The sequence below is a fragment of the Candidatus Palauibacter soopunensis genome, from assembly GCF_947581735.1.
Classification (GTDB): Bacteria; Gemmatimonadota; Gemmatimonadetes; order Palauibacterales; family Palauibacteraceae; genus Palauibacter; species Palauibacter soopunensis.
On the sequence record NZ_CANPVT010000024.1, the window covers coordinates 119,407 to 139,543 of the forward strand.

The window sequence follows — 20,137 nt, forward strand, 5'->3', positions numbered from 1 at the left end:
CTTGATCAGCGGGGGGTCACCCCAAACGGTTGAAGCGGTTCATCGCCGCTTCCACGCCATGTTCCAGCCAGTACTCCACCGCTTCGGCGGCGCGGGGGAAGGCGCCGAGCGCCCCCTCCTCCTCCGCCCGCGGCATCCGTGACAACACCCAGGCCACCAGGTCGATGCGCTCGTCCGGCGGCCGCCCGACGCCGAGCCTGAGGCGGCCGTACTCATCGGAACCGAGACTCGCCGATATCGAGGCGAGCCCGTTGTGCCCGCCCGGCGACCCCCTCGCCCTCAGGCGAAAGCGGCCCGCCGGCAGCGCGACATCGTCGACGAGGACGAGCATGTCCGCCGCGGGGTCGAACCCCCGGGCGTCGAACCGCCGCTCAGCCAGCAGCCGCGCGAGCGACTCGCCACTCCGGTTCATGTACGCCAGCGGCTTGTGGATCTCCACTCCGGGGCGCGCCGTCCCCGTCGTCCACGCGGTGGGGCCGTCCACGCGAAAGGGGCCTCCGCCCCAGCGGTGCGCCAGGCGGTCGGCGAGCCACCAGCCGATGTTGTGCCGCGTGTCCCGGTACTTCGCGCCGGGATTCCCCAGAGCCAGCAGCAGCCGCACGGTCCCCCGCGAATCGGTCCCCGGCCGTTCGGCTCAGCCCTCCTCCGCCTCGGCCTCCGGGGCTTCGGCGTCGGCCTCGGCTTCGCCCTCTTCCAGTTCTTCGACTTCTTCCTCTTCCTCCTCGACCTCCTCCACGGCAGGCGGCACGACGGTGCAGATCGTCACCGACTCGTCGTCGAGGACCTCGACCTCGCCCGTATCCACGTCCGAGACATGGAGCGAATCGCCGATCTCGAGCGCCGAGACATCGATGGTGAACTCGGCCGGAATCTCGTTCGGCAGACACTCGACTTCGATTTCGTGCCGGAGCTGCTGAAGGATCCCGCCCACCTCCACGCCGGCGGGCGTCTCGTGCAGGTGGAGCGGGACCGATACGCGGATCTTCACGTCCGCGCGGATCTCGAAGAAGTCCACGTGCAGAAGCTGGGGTCGATACGGGTGGCGCTGTATCTCCCGGATCAGGACCGGGCGCGGCTCGCCGCCGTCGACCTCGAGGTCGATCACCGTGGTGGCCGCGTGGATCCGGCTCAGGAGGCGCGAAAGCTCGTGCGTGTCCAGCGCCAGCGACTCGGCCTCGTCCCGGCGCCCGTACACGACCGCGGGCAACTGGCCGCTGCGGCGAAGCTGCCGCGCGGCGCCCTTTCCGGACGTCGTCCGCGTCCGCGCCGTGAGTGTGGCGGATTCGTTCGTCATCTTTGCTCTCTTACTTGCTCTTACTTGAACAGTTTGCTCACTGAGGTGTTCTCGTGCGTGCTCTCGATGGCCTGCGCGAGCAGACTCGCCACGGAAAGCACGGTCAGGTTCGGGAGCGCTTCCTGCACTCCCGGAGCGAGCGGCACGGTGTCCGTCACCGTGATCTCCTTCACGTCGGCCGACGCGATACGCTCCACCGCCGGCCCCGAGAAGAGGGGGTGCGTGGCGAGGATGTAGATGTCCAGGGCGCCGCGCTCCTTCAGCACCTCGATGGCCGACACCATCGTCCCGGCCGTGTCGATCATGTCGTCGGGCACGATGCAGTGCTTCCCTTCGACTTCACCCACGATGTTCGAGACCTCCGCCTCGTTCGGGGCCGGACGCCGCTTGTCGATGATCGCGAGGTCTCCGCCGAGGCGTCGGGCGTAGCCGCGCGCCATCTTCGCCGCGCTCACGTCCGTCGCGACGACGACCAGGTTGTCCAGCTTCTTCATCTCGTAGTAGCGCCGGAAGACGGGGGCCGCGTAGAGGTGATCCACGGGGATGTCGAAGAAGCCCTGGATCTGGTGCTGGTGGAAGTCGATCGAGAGGACGCGGTCCGCGCCGGCGGCCGTCATCAGGTTCGCGAGCAGCTTCGCCGCGATCGACACGCGCGGCTGGTCCTTCCGGTCGGAGCGCCCGTACCCGTAGTAGGGGACGACCGCGGTGACCCTCGCCGCCGAGGCGCGCTTCGCCGCGTCGAGCAGGATCAGGAGTTCGAGCACGTTCTCCGCCGGCGGGTTCGTGGGCTGGATGAGGAAGACATCGCGCCCGCGCACGTTCTCGTCGATGCGCACGAAGATCTCGCCGTCGGCGAACCGCTTGATGGTGACGTCGCACAGCCGCTCTCCGAGCACGTCGGCGATCCCCTGCGCAAGGGCGGGATTCGCCGTGCCCGAAAGCAGCATGATCGGACTCGTATGGAACGAGAAGTCCGTGGTGTCCATGCGTGTCGACTGGCTCGCTGGTCTGGTTCCGGCATTCGTCGCTCCGCGCCCGTGACGCGCGCGCGGGGCCGTGCCGGAATGGAGAGAAACTGTGTGGGTCCCGAACCCGTGTGCCGCGGGGCCGAACCCCTCGGCGACAGCGGCCCAGACTATCGGTTCACGCGGGTTTCTGTCAACGAGCGTCCGGCGTCGCGCGCCCCGGAATCGTGTAGATGACCTGTGTCGGGTACGCGAACTCGACGCCGTGCCGGTCGAACCGTTCGTGGATCGCGAGCAGCACCGCCTGCTTCGCGTCCATGAAACGGGCGTACTCCGGGACGGTCATGTAGAAGATGGTGTCGAACTCGATCGCGGAGTCCGCGAAGCCCGACAGGTGGCAGCGGTCGAAGCGGGTCTCCTCCTGCGCCGCCACGATCTCCTCGATCCAGCCGGGGATCTGCGCCAGGAGGTCGCGCGGCGTGTCGTAGGTCACGCCGATCTTCAGCGCCCCGCGCCGGTCCTCCATGCGCCCGAGGTTGCGGATGCGGGTGTTGATCACGTCGCTGTTTCCGAGGATGAGTTGCTCGCCCCCGAGGCTCCGGAGCCGGGTCGTCTTGAGGCCGATGTGCTCCACCGATCCCTGGAACTCGCCGATGACGAGGAAGTCGCCGATGACGAAGGGCTTGTCGAGGATGATGGAGAGCGACGCGAGCAGGTCGCCGAGGACGTTCTGGGCCGCGAGGGCGACGGCGATGCCCCCGATGCCGAGGCCCGCGAGCAGGGCCGCGACCTCGACCCCGAGGTTGTCGAGGATGAGGAGGAGGACGACGGACCACACGGCGAGCCGGCCCACGAAGGAGAGCGCGCCGACCATGGTCACGGCCTCCGCGTCCTCGCCCGCGGTGGCATCCACGAAGCGGCGCACCCAGAAGGCGATGGCGGCGCTCGCCCAGATGCCGCCCTGGACGACGATGGCGATGACCGCGGCGCGGCGGATCACGATCGACACGACCGGGTCGAGTTCGAGCACGAGCGAGGCGGCGAAGAGCCCCACGAAGAGGATGAGGGCGAACTTCGTCTCGCCGAGCACAGCGGCGACGAGATCGTCGAGCGAGGTCCGCGTCTGGCTCGCGAAGCGCGCGAACGCCCGCAGCGCGTAGCGTTCGAGCAGCCACAGCGCGAGCGTCGTGACGGCGTAGATGCCGGCGGCGATCAGCCAGGCCGAAAGCGTGTTTCCGTAGATCGTCTGGTCCAGGCCCATGCCTTGAACTCCAGTGTCAGCCGAGTTGCTCCACCATCTCCGCGACGTCGGTCGTCGGACGGCGGCAGGCGAAGTCGGTGCAAACGTATGCCGTCGCCTTCCCGTCCAGGAGGTCGTGCGGCGCGGTGAAGGGCGCGATCTCCGCGAGCGCTTCGGACGAACCGCCGGCCGGCTTGAAGAGGACGGCGGTGCGGGGCGCGTAGCGGGCGGCGAGCGCGGCCAGCATGCGCCGCGTGCCGGGCTCGCCGGGCTCGCCCGTCACGACGACTTCCTGCGCCGGGCCCAGCGCGAGATCGAGTGCGACGAGCGACATCGTGTGCGCGGAGGGGGCGCCGGCGACGGGGCCGGCGAGCGCGCCGCGCAGCGCCTCCGCCCGGTCCAGGAGTTCGAGGTCGCCCGTGAGCCGGCCGAGCCGGAGGAGCACGTACCACGTCGTCGCGTTGGCCGAGGGCGTGGCCCCGTCGTACAGCTCCTTCTGCCGGACCGGCACGTCCCGCTGCGCCGCGTCCACGTTGAACACGCCGAGCCGGTCGGGGTCCCAGAAGCGCTCCAGCAGCGCGTCGAGCAACTCGCGCGCCGCGCGGAGCCAGCGCGGGTCGAACGTGGCCCCGTACAGCTCGACCAACCCCCAGATGAGGCAGGCGTGGTCCGCCGCGCCGGCGGGGATGGCCGCGTCCCCGTCCCGGTAGCGGTGGAGCAGCCGTCCCTCGCCGTCGCGCAGCCGGTCGAGGATGAAGTCCGCCGCCCGCGCCGCCGACGCGACGAGCGACTCGTCGCCGAACGCGAGGCCGCTCCGCGCCAGCGCGGCGATCATGAGCCCGTTCCAGTCCGTGAGGATCTTGTCGTCGAGCAGCGGGCGCTCCCGCGTCTCCCGCTTCTCGAACAGGACGCGGCGCGCCTGCTCCAGCCGTTGCTCGACGTCCTCGGCACGGGCGGCATCGGCGGCCTCCGCTCCGAGCGCCTCCGCAATCTCGGCGGGCGTTTCTCCCATGTGCAGGATATTCTCGCCGGTGCGGAGCCCCGACGCCTCGTCGGCGAAGTTGCCGCGCGCCTCGACCCGGAAGGCGCGCCGCGCGAGCCCGGCCGCGTCCTCCCCGAGCGCCTCCGTCAGCAGCTCGTCGAACTCCTCCCGCGTCCACACGTAGAAGGCGCCTTCGCGCCCCTCGCTGTCCGCATCCTCCGCGGAATAGAAGCCGCCCTCCGCGTCCGTGAGGTCGCGCGCCACGTACTCGTAGATCTCGAGGGCCACCCTCCGGTGCGCGTCGTCGCCCGTCACCTGCCACAGCTCCGTGTACGCCATGGCGAGCAGCGCCTGGTCGTAGAGCATCTTCTCGAAGTGGGGGACGAGCCAGCGGGCGTCCGTCGAGTAGCGGTGGAAGCCGTACCCGACGTGGTCGAAGATCCCTCCCCGCCTCATCGAGACGAGCGTCTTCTCCACCATCTCCACGCCGCGGCGGTCGCCCGTGCGGTCGCTCCAGCGCAGGAGGAAGAGGAGTTGGTGCGGCGCGGGGAACTTCGGAGCCCGGGAAAACCCTCCCTGGTGGGGGTCGAAGCGGGCGTGCAGGTCGCCGAAGCCGCGGCGGAGCGTCTCCTCGTCGAGCGCCCCCTCGCCGGAGCCCAGCCCGCGGACCTCGACCTCCCGGATGGCCGCCAGCGCCGAGGCCCCGGCCGCCTCGACATCCGCCCGCCGCTCCCGCCACAGCGCGGCGAGCCGGGGCAGCAGGTCCAGCATCCCCGCCCGCCCCGCCACGCTCTCGCGCGGGAAGTAGGTGCCGGCGAAGAAGGGCTGCTTGTCCGGCGTCATCACGATCGTGAGCGGCCAACCCCCCTGCCCCGTCATGAGCTGGCACGCCGTCATGTAGACGCCGTCGATGTCCGGGCGTTCTTCGCGGTCCACCTTGATCGACACGAAGTCCCGGTTGAGGAGCGCGGCGACATCCTCATCCTCGAAGGACTCGTGCTCCATGACGTGGCACCAGTGGCAGGTCGCGTACCCGATGGAGAGGAAGATCGGACGGTCTTCGGACCGGGCGCGCGCGAAGGCCTCCTCCCCCCACGGCACCCAGTCCACGGGATTGAAGGCGTGCTGGAGAAGGTAGGGACTCTTCTCCCGCGCGAGCCGGTTGGGGCGTGCGCCGGAATCAGGCATGGAAATCAGGCATGGGATTGGCCCCCCAGGGGTCGAACCTGGATCATCGGCTCCAAAGGCCGGTGTCTTGCCATTAGACGAGGGGCCAGAGGCGCCGAAGATGGCGTCCCGCGGCCAACCGAGTCAATCAGACGGGGAGGGAGACGTCGAGGAGTCGGGGGGCTTCGGCGGGTTCGGTGGGGGCGAGCGTTCGGCGGGCGCGGGCGCGCTCGGCCTCGTCGCGGAAGATCGCGAACAGGGTCGAGCCGGACCCCGTCATCGCGGCCAGGGCCGGGTCGCGCGACCGCAGCCGGTCGAGGAGTTCGGACAGTTCCGGGTGCCGGGCGAGGACGGGCGCCTCGAGGTCGTTGCGGGCCAGGCGCTCGAGCGAGTCCCACTCCGCCAGCCGCGTGGCGCCGGGAAGCACGGAGGCGGCGCCGGCGTCCTCGTCCGTGCGGCCGAGCCAGTCGTACGCCTCGGGCGTGGAAACGTGGATCGGGGGGCAGACGAGCAGCGCGGGGCGGGGCCGCGGGGGGCGGAGCGGGAGGAGCCGGCGGCCGCGCTCCCAGCCCAGCGCCATCGGCACGCCGAGGAGCGCGAAGGGCACGTCGCTGCCGATCTCGCCGGCGAGTTCGACGAGTTCCCGCGTCTCCAGGCGGGGCCAGCGGGCGGCGAGCAGGCGCAGGGTCGCGCCGGCGTCCGCGCTGCCGCCGCCGAGCCCGCTCCCCATGGGGATCCGCTTCGTGAGGCGGATGTGGACGGGGGGCCGCTCCCGTCTGCCGAAGGCGCGGTCGAGGAAACGCTCCGCCGCCTGCCAGCACAGGTTGTCGGGGCCGTCCGGGACGCCTTCGGCCAGGGGTCCATCGACGGAGAGCGTGACGCCGGGGCCCGCGCCCTCCGACCCGGCGCCTTCCGACGGCCCGCCCTTGGACCCCGCGGAGAGGGTGACGGTGTCGGACAGGCTCGTGCGGGCGAGCAGGGTCTCGACGCCGTGGAAGCCCGTTTCGTCCCTGGCGAAGACGCGCAGGCGCAGGTTGACCTTCGCGTGCGCTTCGGCCGTCCCGATCCCCCCGGCGCCCGTCCCTTTCCCCGCGGGGGCCGTCACTCCGAGGTCTCCGGCGCCCGGGCCTCGCTCCGTCCCAGTTCGCGGCGGCTGATCCCGAGGCGCCGCATGTACCAGATCCCCAGCACCGTGATGGGCAGGAAGGTGAGGATGTGGTAGCCCGCGGCGAAGCTGATGATTCTCGCGGGCTCAATGTGGTGGAGTTCGAGCGCGACGCGGGCCGCCGTCTCGAACGGTCCGAAGAACCCCGGCGTGGACGGGATCGCGACGGCGAAGCCGATCGTCGTCTGGAGGACGAGCGCGCCGAGGAACCCGGGCCCGATGATGCCGAAGGCGAGGAACCCGAGGTAGAACGAGACGGCGTTCCAGGCCCAGACGGCGAACGACCACAGCATCGCGCGGGCGAAGACGTGCGCGTGGCGCAGCGCCCCGAGGCCGTCCACGAACGCGGAGAGGATGTCCATGATGCGGCCGGCGACGCGGTCGGGCGCGACCCGGTGGGACCACTTGGCCGCGAGTCGGAGGAAGCGGTCCGGCGAGCGGACGAGGAGGGCGAGCGCGAGCAGGCTCGCGGAGACGAGGATGACGCCCACGGTGAACAGGTCCCGCAGCGTCCCGGAGGCGGCTTCGTCGACCCCGACGATGAAGAAGGCGGGGACGAGGAACACCATGAGCACGATCGCGTCGAGCAGGCGCTCCACGACGAGCGAGGCGAGGGCGGCGGTCAGGGGCACCGGGGTGATCTGCGACAGCGAGTAGGCGCGGGCGAACTCGCCGAGCCGGCCCGGCAGGACGTTGTTCGCCATGAAGCCGATGCACACGGCCGCGTAGCGCGAACCGAACGGCAGGTTTCCGTTCGAGGCGCGGAGGAGGATGTCCCACCGGATCGCGCGGAGGTTGAACGTGAGCGTGGCCACGACCGTCGCGGCGATCAGCAGCCAGACGTTCGCCTCGCCCAGGTGCCTGAGGAGTTCGGCCGCCGAGACGCCCCGCAGCGCCCAGATGAGGAGCGCGACGGAGACGAGTACGCCGATGAGGACTGTGAGACGGCCTCTCACCCCCGCGCCTCGCGCACGAGTTCCGACATCTCGAGCACCGCGCGCTCGATCCCCACGAGCACGGAGCGGCTCACGATCGAGTGGCCGATGTTGAGTTCTTCGCACTCCGGGATCGCCGCCACCGGCTGCACGTTCTCGTAGGTGAGCCCGTGTCCGGCGTGTACGCCGAGGCCGGCGGCTTCGGCCCGCGCCGCCGCATCCTCCAGTCGCGAGAGTTCGCGGTCGGCGCCCGTCTGGTCCGGCGCGTTGGCGTATTCGCCGGTGTGAAGCTCGATCGCGGCCGCGCCCGACTCGGCCGAGGCATCGACGGCCGCGGGATCGGGGTCGATGAAGAGCGACGTGCGGATCCCGGCGTCCTGCAGCCGCGCCACGGCGGCGGCGATGCGGGCCGGATCGGCGGACAGGTCCAGCCCGCCCTCCGTCGTCAGTTCCTCCCTCTTCTCGGGGACAAGCGTGGCCTGAGCCGGCCGCCAGCGTTCGGCGAGGGCGAGCACCTCTTCCTCGGCCGCGAGTTCGAGATTCACGAAGGTGCGGACGGTCTGCAGCAGGAGTTCCACGTCGCGGTCCTGGATGTGCCGGCGGTCCTCGCGCAGGTGCACCGTGATCCCGTTCGCGCCGCCGAGTTCGGCGAGGACGGCGGCCCGCACCGGGTCGGGCTCATCCGTGCCGCGCGCCTGCCGGACGGTCGCCACGTGATCGATGTTCACGCACAGCCGGCAGTCGACCAGGTGCGAGAAGCTGCTGTTCGCCATGATTGTGCTCCCGTTCTGGGCTCGACGGTCCGCCGCGTCAGGCGGCGTCGGCCCGCTCCACGACCAGGCCGCTGTCGCGCCAGCGGCCGGCCACCCCGGCGGGCACGCGGGCCACGATGACCACGCACCCCTCTTCGTACGCCCGCTCCAGCACCTCGCCCTCCCGGTACGCCTCGGCGAGCCGCGCGCCGTCCCCGGCGGGCAGGCTCACCCGCACCGTCTCCAGGCGGGCCCGCATCGCGGCCTGCAGGGCCTCGCGCAGCGGCTGCAGTCCGCCCTCCTCCACGACCGACGTCAGCGCGTGCGGCCGTCCGTCCGCCGCGGCCCGCTCGCGCAGCGCCCGCTCCTCCTCGTGCGTGAGCCGGTCGACCTTGTTGAAGACCTCGATCACGGGGCGGTCCGCCACGCCGGCCTCCGCCAGCACCTCCTCGACGGCCTCGCGCTGCTCGTCCCGGCTTGGCGACGAGGCGTCGATCACGTGCAGCAGGAGGTCGGACTCCGCGAGTTCCTCCATCGTGGCCCGGAAGGACGCCACGAGATGATGCGGCAGCTTCCGGATGAACCCCACCGTGTCGGTGAGGAGGATCGGGCCGGGACCTTCGAGATCGCAAACCCGGGTCGCCGAGTCCACCGTCGCGAACAGCCGGTCCTCGACGAAGACGTCCGAGCCCGAGAGCGCGCGCAGGATGGAGGACTTGCCCGCGTTCGTGTAGCCCGTGAGCGCCACAGTGAACTGCTCGCTTCGCGCCCGGCGCTGCTTGACCCGCGCCCGCGCGATGTGGTCGAGCTTGCGCCGGAGCCGGGCCAGGCGCCGGTCGATGAGCCGGCGGTCGGTCTCGATCTGCTGCTCGCCGGGCCCGCGGGCGCCGATGCCTCCGCCCTCGCGGGAGAGGTGGGTCCACATCCGCTTCAACCGCGTCCGCATGTACTGGAGCTGGGCGAGTTCGACCTGGAGTTTCGCTTCCGAGGTCCGGGCCCGGAGCGCAAAGATGTCGAGGATGAGTTCGGTGCGGTCGAGCGCGCGCACGCCGAGCGCCGTCTCGAGATTCGCGCCCTGGGCCGGCGTGAGTTCCTCGTCGAAGATGGCGAGCGTCGCGTCGTGCTCCCGCAGCGCCTGCGCCAGGCGTTCGACCTTCCCCTTCCCGATGAAGGTCGAGGCGTTCGGCCTGCGCAGGCGCTGGACGACCGAGCCCCGGACGTCGGCTCCCGCCGTCCCGGCGAGGCGGGCGAGTTCCTCGAGGTGTTCGTCCACCGTCTCCTGGGACATGTCGGGCGGCGGCGCGCCCACGAGCACCGCGCGCTCCGCCACCCGGTCCGACGTCACGGTTTCGATCGATTCTCCTCCGTGGTCTCGGCGCCCGTTTCGGCGCCCGTTTCGGCCCCCTTCTCTTCCGCGGGGCCCGCTTCCGCCGCCCGCACCCGGCTGTGGCGAATCGCGTCGAGCCTGCGTCTCGCCTCCGCTTCCCAGCCGCGCTCCACCGGATGATACCAGCGGCTCCCGCCAAGCGACTCCGGAAGGTAGGACTGGGCCGCGACGCCGTCTTCCTCGTCGTGATCGTAGCGATACCCCGAACCGTAGCCGAGTTCCTTCATGAGCCGCGTGGGCGCGTTCCGGATATGGAACGGGACGGGCTCGGCAGGCGTTTCGCGCGCGGCGCGGGCGGCGGCGCCGAACGCCCGGTAGACCGCGTTCGATTTCGGGGCGATGGCCAGGTAGGTGACCGCCTGGGCCAGCGCCAGATCCCCCTCGGGGCTGCCGAGAAAGTGGTACGCGTCCCGCGCCGCGATGGTGACCGCGAGCGCGCCGGGATCCGCGAGTCCGATGTCCTCGGCGGCCATGCGCACGATGCGCCGGGCCAAGTACATGGGGTCTTCGCCGCCGTCCAGCATCCGCGCGAGCCAGTAGAGCGCGGCGTCGGCGTCCGAGCCGCGCACGGCCTTGTGCAGAGCGGAGATGAGGTTGAAGTGCTCCTCGCCCGACTTGTCGTAGCGCGCGAACCGCTTCTGCAGCGCCGCCGCCACATGATCCTCGGAGATCGCGGGGACGCCGTCCGCCGCGGCCAGGTCCGCCGCCGTCTCGAGCGCGTTGAGGGCGCGGCGGGCGTCCCCGTCCGACTCGGTCCCGAGCCGGGCCAGGGCGTCCTCGTCGATGGCGAGGCCCGTGGCGCCGAGTCCGCGCTCCCGGTCGCGCAGCGCGCGGGCGCAGATCTCCGCGACGTCTTCCGGCGCCAGCGGGTCGAGGACGAAGATCCGCGTGCGGGAGAGGAGCGGGCCGACGACCTCGAAGCTGGGGTTCTCCGTCGTGGCCCCGATGAGGGTGACGGCCCCGCGCTCGACGTGCGGAAGGAGGGCATCCTGCTGCACCCGGTTGAAGCGGTGGATCTCATCGACGAAGAGGACGGTGCCGCGGCCGGTGGCGGCGCGGCGCGCCTTCGCCTCCTCCAGCACGCGGCGGACGCGGGGGATCCCGTCGGTCACGGCGGAGAACGGGACGAACGCGGCTTCCATCCGGCCGGCCAGCAGCCCGGCGAGGGTCGTTTTGCCGGTGCCCGGCGGACCCCAGAAGATGAGGCTCGGGACGCGTCCGCTCTCGATGAGCTGACGCAGGGGCCGGCCCTCGCCGACGAGCTTCGGCTGTCCGACGAACTCCGCCAGCCGCCGCGGGCGCATGCGGGCGGCGAGCGGCGAATCGGCCAGGGCGGCATCCCGGGCTCCGGTGGCCCCCGGCCCGGACGCGTCCTCGGGCGCGGGCTCGGCGCGCGGTTCCGTGCCGGCGAACAGGCTCGGCTCGTCAGTCATCGGCGTCGGGCGGGCGCGAGGCTTCCGCGAGCGCGCCGATTTCGATCAGCCGGCGGGCTTCTTCGAGGAGCGTCTCGCGCTCGTTGCGGCCGGGGTCCTCGATGACCTGTTCGAGCAACTCCTCCAGCAGCAGGCGCACGATCGGGCCCGGCGACATGCCGAGCGCGAGGAGGTCGTCCCCCTTGACCGCGAGACCCGCCAGGTCGAGCGCCGGGTTGCCCTCGCGCTCTTCGCGGACGCGCTCGCGGGTCGCCTCCAGGTAGCGCTCCGCCCTGGGCTCTCCGGCGGCGCGGGCGACGGCGAAGTGCAGCTCGAACAGGTCCTCCCACGCGTCGCCGACCGCGGCGAGCCAGCGCCGGTGCTCCGCCGCGGAGTCCAGCGCCCCGACGAAGGGCAGGTACAGCCGGGCGAGCCGCGCGACGCGGCGCCGGTCCGCGTTGGAGAACTTGAGCCGGGCCAGCAGCGACTCGGCGGCTTCGGCCCGCCCCTCGGGCGTTTCGGACGTGCACACGAGCAGGCTCGCCACGCGCACGTTGGCCGCCTGCGCCGGGGCCGCATCGACGGCGCCGAGCGCGGACCGCCACGCGTCGCCGTCGGCCGCGAGCCCGAGCAGCTCCGGGTACCAGTGGCCCAGCGCCCCGCAGTCCGCGTACAGTTCCAGCGCGGCCGAGGGCTTCGGGTCCGCCATGACCTTGAGCAGTTCTTCGCGCACGCGCTCGGCCGACAGCCCGGACAGGCCGTCGACGGCCTCCCGCATCGCCTCGTCCGTGCGGGCCTCCACGGCCCACTCGAAGCGTCCCGCGAACCGGAAGCCGCGCAGGACGCGCAGGTAGTCCTCGCGGAAGCGCGCTTCGGGCTCTCCCACGGCGCGCAGGATCCCGTCCTCGATGTCCTCCGCGCCGTCCCACTCGTCGCGCACCTCGCCGGAGGCGGGACGCCAGGCGATCGCGTTCGCCGTGAAGTCGCGGCGGCTCAGGTCTTCCCCGATGGAATCGGCGAAGGCCACCCGTGCGTGGCGGCCATCCGTCTCGACATCGCGCCGGAACGTCGTCACCTCGTATCCGTCGTCCCCGTCGAGGACCTTCACGGTGCCGTGCGACACGCCGACCGGGACCGTCCGCCGGAAGATGCGCATGACGTCATTGGGCCGCGCGTCCGTCGTCAGGTCCTCCCAACCCGGCTCGGGCAGGTCGGGCGTCCCTCCGATCTGGGAGACGTAGGCATCGCGGATCGCGCCGCCCACGGCCCAGGCCTCGAAACCCGCGGCCTCGAGCTTTTCCGCGGTGCGGGTGAACCCGGGCGGGGGGGAGAATCGGCCCGGATCGATCGCGCTCACGGCAGTCTCGGCCTCACGACGGTCTCAGCCTCACGACACGCTCAGCCGCACAGCACGCTGCCGCCGTTCACGTTGAGGATCTCTCCCGTGATGTGCCGGGCCGCGTCGGAGAGGAGAAAACAGATGGGTCCGGCGATGTCTTCCGCCGTCGCGACGCGCCTGAGCGGAATGAGGGCCAGCGCGGCGCGCCCGGCCTCGCCCTGCAGCGCCGGCGAGGACATGTCCGTGTCGACCCAGCCGGGGGCGACGGCGTTCACGTTGATCGATCTCGGGCCGAGTTCGGTCGCGACCGACTTGCAGAAGGCGTTGATCGCCCCCTTCGAGGCGGCGTAGTGGCTGTGCTCCGCCTCGCCGCGCTGGGACGCCGTCGAGGAGACGAGGACGATCCTCCCGTCCGCGCCCATGCGACGCGCCGCCTCGCGCGTGCCCGCGTAGATCGACGTGAGGTTCGTCTCGATCATGTGTCGCCATTCGTCCGCCTCGAGCGACTCGATCGGCCGGGGGTCCACGTTCCAGATGCCGGCGTTGCCCACGAACCCGTCCAGTCCGCCGAACTCGGCGTCCGCGCGCTCGAACAGCGTCCTGCACTCGGCGGGGTCGGCGAGATCCGCGCCGGCGCACCAGTGGCGCCCGTCCGGGGCGAGCGCGTTCGCCTCCTCGACCGCCTGCCGCGCTTCCGCCTCCGCCCGGTGGTAGGCGATGCCGACGGACGCGCCGGACGTTGCGAGGCACTGCACGGTCGCGCGTCCGATCCCGCGCGAACCTCCGGTGACGAGCACGCGCTTGCCCGCGAGGCCGGGCAACCCCGGCACCGTCGCTGTCATTCCGTCATCTCCTCCTTGTCGAATCGTTCTCGTCGAATTGTGCGCCGATCAGCCCGCCCGGACCCGCCCGCTCGGCGAGCCGGCGTGCCCGTGCGGCGCTCCCTCCCAGGGCCGGATCCGCGGCCGCCTCGAGCGCGTAGGTGAGGATCGCATCCGCGGCGAGCAGGGTCACCGCCTCCGAGCGGTCCGCCTCTCCGTCCGCCGCGTTCTCCAGCGCGACGAGCGCCGCGTGGACGAGTCCATCCTCGCCGTCGGCCAGGCGCCCCCGAACCAGCGGCCACACCGCTTCCGCCAGCTCCGGCGGCGCGGACTCGAGCCGCCCCGCGAGCCAGGTCTCGAGCGTGAGGGGGCCGGATTCGGCCGGCACGTCAGCCACCGACCTGCACGTCAGCCACCGGACAGGGCGGGCACCCGCTCGGACGCCCAGGCCCGGGCCGCTCCGAGCCCGTCCTCCGTTCGCGACGGATCGCCCACGCCGCCCTGCGCGAAGCGCGCGCCGCCGCCGCCGCCGGAACCCGTCGCGCGGCTCGACACGCGCACGAGGTCTCCCGCCTTCACGCCGAGCCGGATGAGGTCGTCCGAAACGACGGAGATGAACGCGTGCCGGTCCTCGTCCGCGAACACGACGTGAACGACGGCCGCGCCCGACCCCATCCCGCCGCGCAGGCGATCGCCGAGCGCCCCGAGGTCCGTGCCGGCGGGCACCTCCAGGCGTCCGGACACGAAGCGCGCCCCGTTCGCGTCGGCCGCGCCCGCGGCGCCCGCGAGCAGCGTCTCCAACTGCCGTTCCGCCGCATCTCCCCGCTGCCCGCGCACTTCTTCGGCGAGCGCGTCGCGTTCCTCGAGGAGCCGGTCCATGCGGAGCGCCAGGTCCGACGGCTGGCAGCGCAGCCGGTCCGCCAGTTCCGTGAGCAGCCGGTCCCGCTCCAACTCGCGCCGGTAGGCCCCCTGCCCCGTCACCGCTTCGATGCGCCGGATCCCGGCCGCGACCCCCGTCTCGGACACGATCCGGAACGTCCCGACCTGGCCCGTGGTGCGAACGTGCGTGCCGCCGCACAGCTCCAGGCTGAGGCCCGGAACCTCGATCACGCGCACGATGTCGCCGTACTTCTCTCCGAACAGAGCCATGGCCCCGGCCGCGATCGCCTCGTCGTAGTCCCGCTGCGAGGCGTCGACGTCGTGGTTGCCGAGGATCGCCTCCGTCACCTCCGCCTCGATGTCCGCCCGTTCGTCCGGCGTCAGCGGACCCCGGTGGCTGAAGTCGAAGCGCAGCCGGTCCGGAGCGACGAGCGATCCGGCCTGCTGCACGTGCTCGCCCAGCCGGTTGCGGAGCGCGGCGTGCAAGAGGTGCGTCGCCGTATGATTGCGCTCCGTCTCGCGCCGCGCCGGGTCCACCTGCGCGCACACGGTGTCCTCGACCACGCCGTCGGCTTCGGGAAGCGCGCCTTCAGCCAGCGATCCCGCGACCACGGTCCGGTCGTCGGCGCCCCACACCGCGGAGATGTCGACCGCCCAACCGTCTCCCGCGACGCGTCCGGTATCGGAGACCTGCCCGCCGCTCTCCAGGTAGAAGGGGTTCCGTTCGAGCAGGAACGCGTGCCGTCCGTCACCGGACCAGCGCCGGCAGTCCGTTTCGATTTCGAGGTCCCCGTATCCCACGAACTCCTGCTTCGCATCCGTGCCGGACGGGATGATCGTGAGACCGCCCCCGAACCCGGCGGCGGCGGTGGCCCCCGTCGACTCGACGGCGCCGCGCGAACGGGTGCGCTGGGCCTCCAGCGCCTCGTCGAAACCCTTCCAATCCACGCCGTAGCCGCGTTCGCGGGCGATGAGGCCGGTGAGATCCTCGGGGATGCCGTAGGTGTCCTTGAGTTTGAAGGCGACGTCGCCCGCGACCGTGCCCGAGCCTCCCTGCGGCATCGCGCGGTCGATCTCACGCATGCCGCCCTCGATGGTCGAGAGGAAGAGTTCCTCCTCCGCCCGCGTCGTCGAGAGGAGGTGCTCCCGCCGTGCCTCCAACTCGGGGAAGGTGGCCGACATGCGGTTCGCCACGACGCCGACGAGGTCGTGCAGGAGCGGGTCGCGCCGGCCCAGCAGCCAGTAGTGCCGGACCGCCCGGCGCAGGATCCGGCGCAGCACGTAGCCCCGCTTCTCGTTCGAGGGGAAGACGCCGTCGGCGAGCAGGAACGCCACGGCCCGCGCGTGATCCGCCAGCACGCGGAAGGCGACGCCGTCGTCCCAGTCCTCGGGCGCCCGCGAGTACTCGATCCCGAGCCCCTCCTCCGCCGCCTCGATGATCGGGAGGAAGAGGTCCGTGTGGTAGTTCGTCCCCACGCCCTGCAGCAGCGCGGCGATGCGCTCGAGTCCGGCGCCCGTGTCGATCGAGGGCGCGGGGAGCGGCGTGTCCGTCCCGTCCGGCGCGCGGTCGAACTGCATGAAGACGAGGTTCCAGAACTCGATGATCTGGTCCGCCTCGCCGGCCGCCTCGAACTGCGCGTCGGTGATGCGGTCGTCGCGCTCCGTCCGCAGGTCGTAGTGCAGTTCCGAGCAAGGGCCGCACGGACCCGTGTCGCCCATCTGCCAGAAGTTGTCCTTGTCCCCCATGCGCCGGAGGCGCGACTCCGGGATCGCCGTGCGCTCCAGCCACAGCTTGAAGGCGTCATCGTCGTCGTGGTGGACCGTGGCCCACAGGCGGCCGGGCTCCAGGCCGAGGTCCTCCGTCACCCACTCCCAGGCGAAGTCGATCGCGTCGCGCTTGAAGTAGTCGCCGAAGGAGAAGTTCCCGAGCATCTCGAAGAAGGTGTGGTGGCGCGCGGTCCGCCCCACTTCCTCGAGGTCGTTGTGCTTGCCGCTGACGCGGAGGCACTTCTGGGAGGTGACGGCGCGCGGGGGGCTCGGGCGCTCCGTCTCTCCCGTGAAGATGCCCTTGAACTGCACCATCCCGGCATTCGTGAACATGAGCGTCGGGTCATCCGCGGGGACGAGCGGGCCGCTGGGCCGGTGCTCGTGCCCCTGCCGCTCGAAGTAGGAGATGAAACTCTGCCGGAGTTCGTCCGCCTTCATCGTGTATCCGCCTCAGCCTGCCAGTTGACCTCGATCCAGGCACGAATGCTGCCCGGGGCGAACCCGCGCCGGGCCAGGTAGTCGAACAGCCGCCGACGCGCCTTCGACGGGTCCGCCCCGGTCAGCTTCCGCGCCCGCGCCGCCGCAACGCGCTCGAGCAGCGCCTCCTCCGTCGCGCCCTCGTCCGCCATCGCCTCGCGGATGCCGCGGTCCGCATCCTCCCGCGATACACCCCGGGCGAGAAGGTCGGACTGCATGCGACGGGTGCCACAGGGCCGGAGCCGGATGCGATCCCGCGCGAAGCTGGCGGCGAACTGCGCGTCGTCGAGATACCCCAGCGCCGCGAGACGTTCCAGTGCGTGTTGAATCGCGGCCTCGTCGATCCGGTCCCGCCACAGCCGGCGTTCCACTTCCCGGCGACTCCTCGGGCGCACGGAAAGGTAGCGCAGCCCGACGGACATCGCTTCGGCGCGCCCGCCCGCCGCGTGGACCGCGTCCAGTTCCGCGGATCCGAGCCGGAGCCCGACTTCGAGCCGAAGTCGATGCACATCTTCGTCCGGAAGCCGGCAGAGGGAAGCGCCGTCCAACTGGACTTCGGTCCAGCCGGAGCGGCGCTTGACCGGAACGAGGCCGGTGATTTCCCCGGTGGTGCCGGGGTCGGGGCCGGAATTCAGCGCCGGGCGGCCTGCTGCGAGGGCGGCCGGGAGTTCTTCGACTCTTTCGCGCCCGCTTCCGCCTCGGCCGCCTCGGCCTCGGCCGCGTCCGGCTTCGGAATCGTCATCCCGAGTTCGTCGCGGATCCGGGCCTCGATCTCCTCGGCGATGTCCGGATTCTCGCGCAGGAAGGTCTTCGAGTTCTCGCGCCCCTGCCCGAGCCGGACATCGCCGCCGTACGAGTACCAGGCGCCCGCGCGGCTCACGATGCCGATGCTCTCGCCCATGTCCACGAGCAGACCCTCCCGGCTTACACCCTCGTTGAACATGATGTCGAACTCGGCCTGCTTGAACGGCGGCGCGCACTTGTTCTTGACGACCTTCACGCGGGTCCGGCTCCCGACCAGGTTGTTCCCCTCCTTGATGGAGGCGATGCGGCGGATGTCGAGCCGGAGCGAGGAGTAGAACTTCAGCGCCCGGCCACCCGTCGTGGTCTCGGGGTTCCCGTACATGACGCCGATCTTCTCGCGAATCTGGTTCGTGAAGATGACGGCGGTGTTCGAGCGCCCGATCGCGCCGGTGAGCTTGCGGAGCGCCTGGGACATCAGCCGCGCCTGCAGGCCGACGTGGGAGTCGCCCATCTCGCCTTCGATCTCGGCCCGCGGCACGAGCGCGGCCACCGAGTCCACCACGATGACGTCGAGCGCGCCGGAGCGGACGAGCACCTCGGCGATCTCGAGCGCCTGCTCGCCCGTGTCGGGCTGCGACACGAGCAGGTTTTCGACATCGACGCCCAGCTTCTGCGCGTATCCCACGTCGAGCGCGTGCTCGGCGTCGATGAACGCCGCGACGCCGCCGTCCTTCTGCGCGTTCGCGATGACGTGGAGGGTGAGGGTGGTCTTGCCCGACGATTCGGGACCGAAGATCTCGGTCACGCGCGACCTCGGGATGCCGCCGATCCCGGTGCTGTGGTCCAGGTTGATCGCCCCCGTCGAAATGGCGGGGATCCGCACCCGCGCCCCCTCGGTTCCGAGCCGCATGATGGCTCCCTTGCCGTGGGCCCGTTCGATCTGGTTGAGGGCCACGGACAACGCCTTCTTCTGTTCCCGATCCATCTCCACACCCATGTCACGCTCTCCCGATTTCCGAGGGGTCCGCAGGGCCGATGACGGGGATTCGATCACCCGCCGCGGCGGACGTTGACAATACCACGCCGAACGACCTTTCGCAATTTCTTCGGTTTTTGCCCCGAAGCGCGAATTCCGGCCGTCCAACATCAGGATGGAGCGAGGTCTCAACGGGGGTTCAACCGCCCTCGGGACGAGAGATAGTGGGCGGGCTCGCTTGGGGGCGGCGGGGGTGGGTCAGGCGGGGGGGGTGAGGTCGATTCCGCAGGTGGGGCAGAAGGCTTCGTCGCCGGTCAGCGAGGCGGCGCATTCGGGGCATGGGCGGGGGGATGCCGCGGGCTCCGGGGGCTCGGGGGCGGAAGCCTTCGCCGGTCCCGTGGCGGCGGCGTTTCCGGCAGCGGCGTCGCGGGCGTCGATGGCGGCGCGCTCGAGACGGGCTCGCGTGGCCTGGTACTCATCTTCGCCGAGCTTGCCGGTGCGGTACTCGAGTTCGAGGTCGCGCAGCGCCTCGATGGCGGCGTCGCGGCGTTCGGCGGCGCCCAGCGACGCGCCGGTGTCCTCGCCCGCGCGGATCGCGGCCCAGATGATCGTGGCCAGCAGCACCGCGAGAATGCTCCCGAAGAGGATGAATCCGGTCACTCGTTCACCGCCTGTCGCGCATGTCCCTCCCGTCGCGCCGCGGCGAGGTCGAGGGCGCGCGCCGCCGCTCCCGCCGCGTCCTCGGCCGTCTCGTCGACCACGCCGTCGGGCAGCGAGCACGCGAGTCCGATCACGGGGACGCCGAACTTCCGGCAGAAGGCCGCTTCGCTGAGCGTGCCCCATTCGCCGGCGATCGCGACCACGGCCTCCGACGCCCGCGCCACGACGACGTTCCGTGCTTCGCCGAGTCCGGTCGGGATCGGGATCGTGACCCCGTCCGCCGCGGCCCGCGCGTCGCCGCCGGGCAGAATCCCGACCACGGTCCCCCCTTCCGAGGCGGCTCCGTCCGCCGCCGCGCGCATGACGCCGCCCATCCCGCCGCAGACGACGATGGCCCCGGCGCGGGCGAGGGCCGCTCCCACGGCGTGGGCCAGGCCCGCCTCCGCCGGCGCCGCGTCTCCCGAGCCGATGACGCCGATCCGCAGCGGCCGCACCGTCATCGCTCCAGTTGCAGGGTGACGGGACCGTCGTTGACCAACTCCACCTCCATCATCGCGCCGAACTCCCCCTCCGCGACCTCGCCGCCCTTCCGGCACAGCTCCACGAAACGGTCGTAGAGCGCCCGGGCCTCGTCGGGCCGCGCCGCCCCCGTGAAGGAGGGGCGCCGGCCTTTCCTCGCGTCCCCGTACAGCGTGAACTGCGACACCACGAGTAGCGCTCCCCCGATGTCCCGCGCGGAGCGGTTCATGCGGCCCTCGGCGTCCGCGAACAGACGCAGGTCCCAGAGCTTGTCCGCCATCCAGGCCATCGTCGCCTCGGAGTCGTCCGGCGCGAAACCCGCCAGGACGACGAGCCCGGGGCCGATCGCCCCGACGACCTCGCCTCCGACCCGGACGCGGGCCTGGCTGACTCGCTGAATCACGACTCGCAATTGCGCCGTCCCGTTCCCGACCCCGGCCGTTCGCGGCGGGCCGGTTTTGCACAGCACACCAAAAGCGGTGAACGACGAAAAGATGCGACAGCACTCGGTCGAGGGCGACTCCGCCTGCGATCGAACTTCCGGCCGATTTCAAAATCCACGTTTTTTGGACAGGATATCCACAATTTATGGACATCATTTTTTTGAAAAAACATGAGCCCCGACTGCAGCGACGAAACTCCCTCGCGCACGGCTT

Annotated in this window: 19 protein-coding genes and 1 tRNA gene; all 20 read right to left on the reverse strand. The window is 71.5% G+C overall.

From position 1 onward, the window contains the following. Nucleotides 1–16: 16 nt before the first annotated feature. Entirely contained in the window at nucleotides 17–601 is a 585-nt protein-coding gene (gene pth, locus RN901_RS07785) for an aminoacyl-tRNA hydrolase (RefSeq protein ID WP_310757661.1), read from the reverse strand. Nucleotides 602–634: 33 nt separating this feature from the next. Further along, nucleotides 635–1,294 carry a 50S ribosomal protein L25/general stress protein Ctc gene (locus RN901_RS07790; protein WP_310757663.1) on the reverse strand — a complete coding sequence of 220 codons (660 nt, stop codon included), beginning with the start codon at nucleotides 1,292–1,294 and terminating at the stop codon, nucleotides 635–637. A 20-nt stretch (nucleotides 1,295–1,314) separates the two neighbouring features. After that, nucleotides 1,315–2,280, reverse strand: a complete 966-nt coding sequence (locus RN901_RS07795) for a ribose-phosphate pyrophosphokinase (protein ID WP_310757665.1) — start codon at nucleotides 2,278–2,280, stop codon at nucleotides 1,315–1,317. A gap of 172 nt (nucleotides 2,281–2,452) precedes the next feature. Next, nucleotides 2,453–3,520, reverse strand: coding sequence for a mechanosensitive ion channel family protein (locus RN901_RS07800; RefSeq protein WP_310757667.1), 1,068 nt, complete (start codon nucleotides 3,518–3,520; stop codon nucleotides 2,453–2,455). Nucleotides 3,521–3,536: 16 nt separating this feature from the next. Continuing rightward, nucleotides 3,537–5,669 (reverse strand): thioredoxin domain-containing protein, encoded by a 2,133-nt coding sequence (locus RN901_RS07805; protein ID WP_310757669.1) that lies wholly within the window; start codon nucleotides 5,667–5,669, stop codon nucleotides 3,537–3,539. Between the two features lie 17 nt (nucleotides 5,670–5,686). Continuing rightward, a tRNA-Gln gene (locus RN901_RS07810) sits at nucleotides 5,687–5,757 on the reverse strand. Nucleotides 5,758–5,796: 39 nt separating this feature from the next. After that, the gene (locus RN901_RS07815) at nucleotides 5,797–6,753 is read right to left on the reverse strand and encodes a hypothetical protein (RefSeq protein ID WP_310757671.1); all 957 of its coding nucleotides are present in this window, start codon (nucleotides 6,751–6,753) and stop codon (nucleotides 5,797–5,799) included. After that, nucleotides 6,750–7,769, reverse strand: a complete 1,020-nt coding sequence (locus RN901_RS07820) for a lysylphosphatidylglycerol synthase transmembrane domain-containing protein (RefSeq protein WP_310757673.1) — start codon at nucleotides 7,767–7,769, stop codon at nucleotides 6,750–6,752. The genes RN901_RS07815 and RN901_RS07820 overlap by 4 nt, the downstream gene beginning before the upstream one ends. Then, the gene (locus RN901_RS07825) at nucleotides 7,766–8,521 is read right to left on the reverse strand and encodes a pyridoxine 5'-phosphate synthase (RefSeq protein WP_310757675.1); all 756 of its coding nucleotides are present in this window, start codon (nucleotides 8,519–8,521) and stop codon (nucleotides 7,766–7,768) included. Before RN901_RS07825 ends, RN901_RS07820 begins: the two co-directional genes overlap by 4 nt. 37 nt (nucleotides 8,522–8,558) lie before the next feature. Beyond that, on the reverse strand, nucleotides 8,559–9,845 hold the full coding sequence (gene hflX, locus RN901_RS07830) for a GTPase HflX (protein ID WP_310757677.1): 1,287 nt from the start codon (nucleotides 9,843–9,845) through the stop codon (nucleotides 8,559–8,561). After that, a complete protein-coding gene (locus tag RN901_RS07835) occupies nucleotides 9,842–11,320 on the reverse strand; it encodes a replication-associated recombination protein A (RefSeq protein WP_310757678.1) in 1,479 nt (492 codons plus the stop codon). The genes hflX and RN901_RS07835 overlap by 4 nt, the downstream gene beginning before the upstream one ends. Then, entirely contained in the window at nucleotides 11,313–12,656 is a 1,344-nt protein-coding gene (locus tag RN901_RS07840) for a hypothetical protein (RefSeq protein WP_310757680.1), read from the reverse strand. The genes RN901_RS07835 and RN901_RS07840 overlap by 8 nt, the downstream gene beginning before the upstream one ends. Nucleotides 12,657–12,697: 41 nt before the next feature. Then, on the reverse strand, nucleotides 12,698–13,480 hold the full coding sequence (locus tag RN901_RS07845) for an SDR family NAD(P)-dependent oxidoreductase (protein WP_310757682.1): 783 nt from the start codon (nucleotides 13,478–13,480) through the stop codon (nucleotides 12,698–12,700). A gap of 4 nt (nucleotides 13,481–13,484) precedes the next feature. Then, nucleotides 13,485–13,856, reverse strand: a complete 372-nt coding sequence (locus RN901_RS07850) for a hypothetical protein (RefSeq protein ID WP_310757684.1) — start codon at nucleotides 13,854–13,856, stop codon at nucleotides 13,485–13,487. A gap of 11 nt (nucleotides 13,857–13,867) precedes the next feature. Beyond that, nucleotides 13,868–16,543, reverse strand: coding sequence for an alanine--tRNA ligase (gene alaS / locus RN901_RS07855; RefSeq protein ID WP_310757686.1), 2,676 nt, complete (start codon nucleotides 16,541–16,543; stop codon nucleotides 13,868–13,870). After that, on the reverse strand, nucleotides 16,540–17,091 hold the full coding sequence (locus tag RN901_RS07860; protein WP_310757688.1) for a regulatory protein RecX: 552 nt from the start codon (nucleotides 17,089–17,091) through the stop codon (nucleotides 16,540–16,542). Before RN901_RS07860 ends, alaS begins: the two co-directional genes overlap by 4 nt. Nucleotides 17,092–17,213: 122 nt before the next feature. After that, on the reverse strand, nucleotides 17,214–18,323 hold the full coding sequence (gene recA / locus RN901_RS07865) for a recombinase RecA (protein ID WP_310757690.1): 1,110 nt from the start codon (nucleotides 18,321–18,323) through the stop codon (nucleotides 17,214–17,216). 237 nt (nucleotides 18,324–18,560) lie between these two features. Continuing rightward, complete coding sequence (locus RN901_RS07870; protein ID WP_310757692.1) at nucleotides 18,561–18,962, reverse strand: hypothetical protein; 402 nt, start codon at nucleotides 18,960–18,962, stop codon at nucleotides 18,561–18,563. After that, the gene (locus RN901_RS07875; RefSeq protein ID WP_310757693.1) at nucleotides 18,959–19,456 is read right to left on the reverse strand and encodes a TIGR00725 family protein; all 498 of its coding nucleotides are present in this window, start codon (nucleotides 19,454–19,456) and stop codon (nucleotides 18,959–18,961) included. The genes RN901_RS07870 and RN901_RS07875 overlap by 4 nt, the downstream gene beginning before the upstream one ends. A gap of 2 nt (nucleotides 19,457–19,458) precedes the next feature. After that, complete coding sequence (dtd, locus tag RN901_RS07880; RefSeq protein ID WP_345782367.1) at nucleotides 19,459–19,893, reverse strand: D-aminoacyl-tRNA deacylase; 435 nt, start codon at nucleotides 19,891–19,893, stop codon at nucleotides 19,459–19,461. Nucleotides 19,894–20,137: the final 244 nt, after the last annotated feature.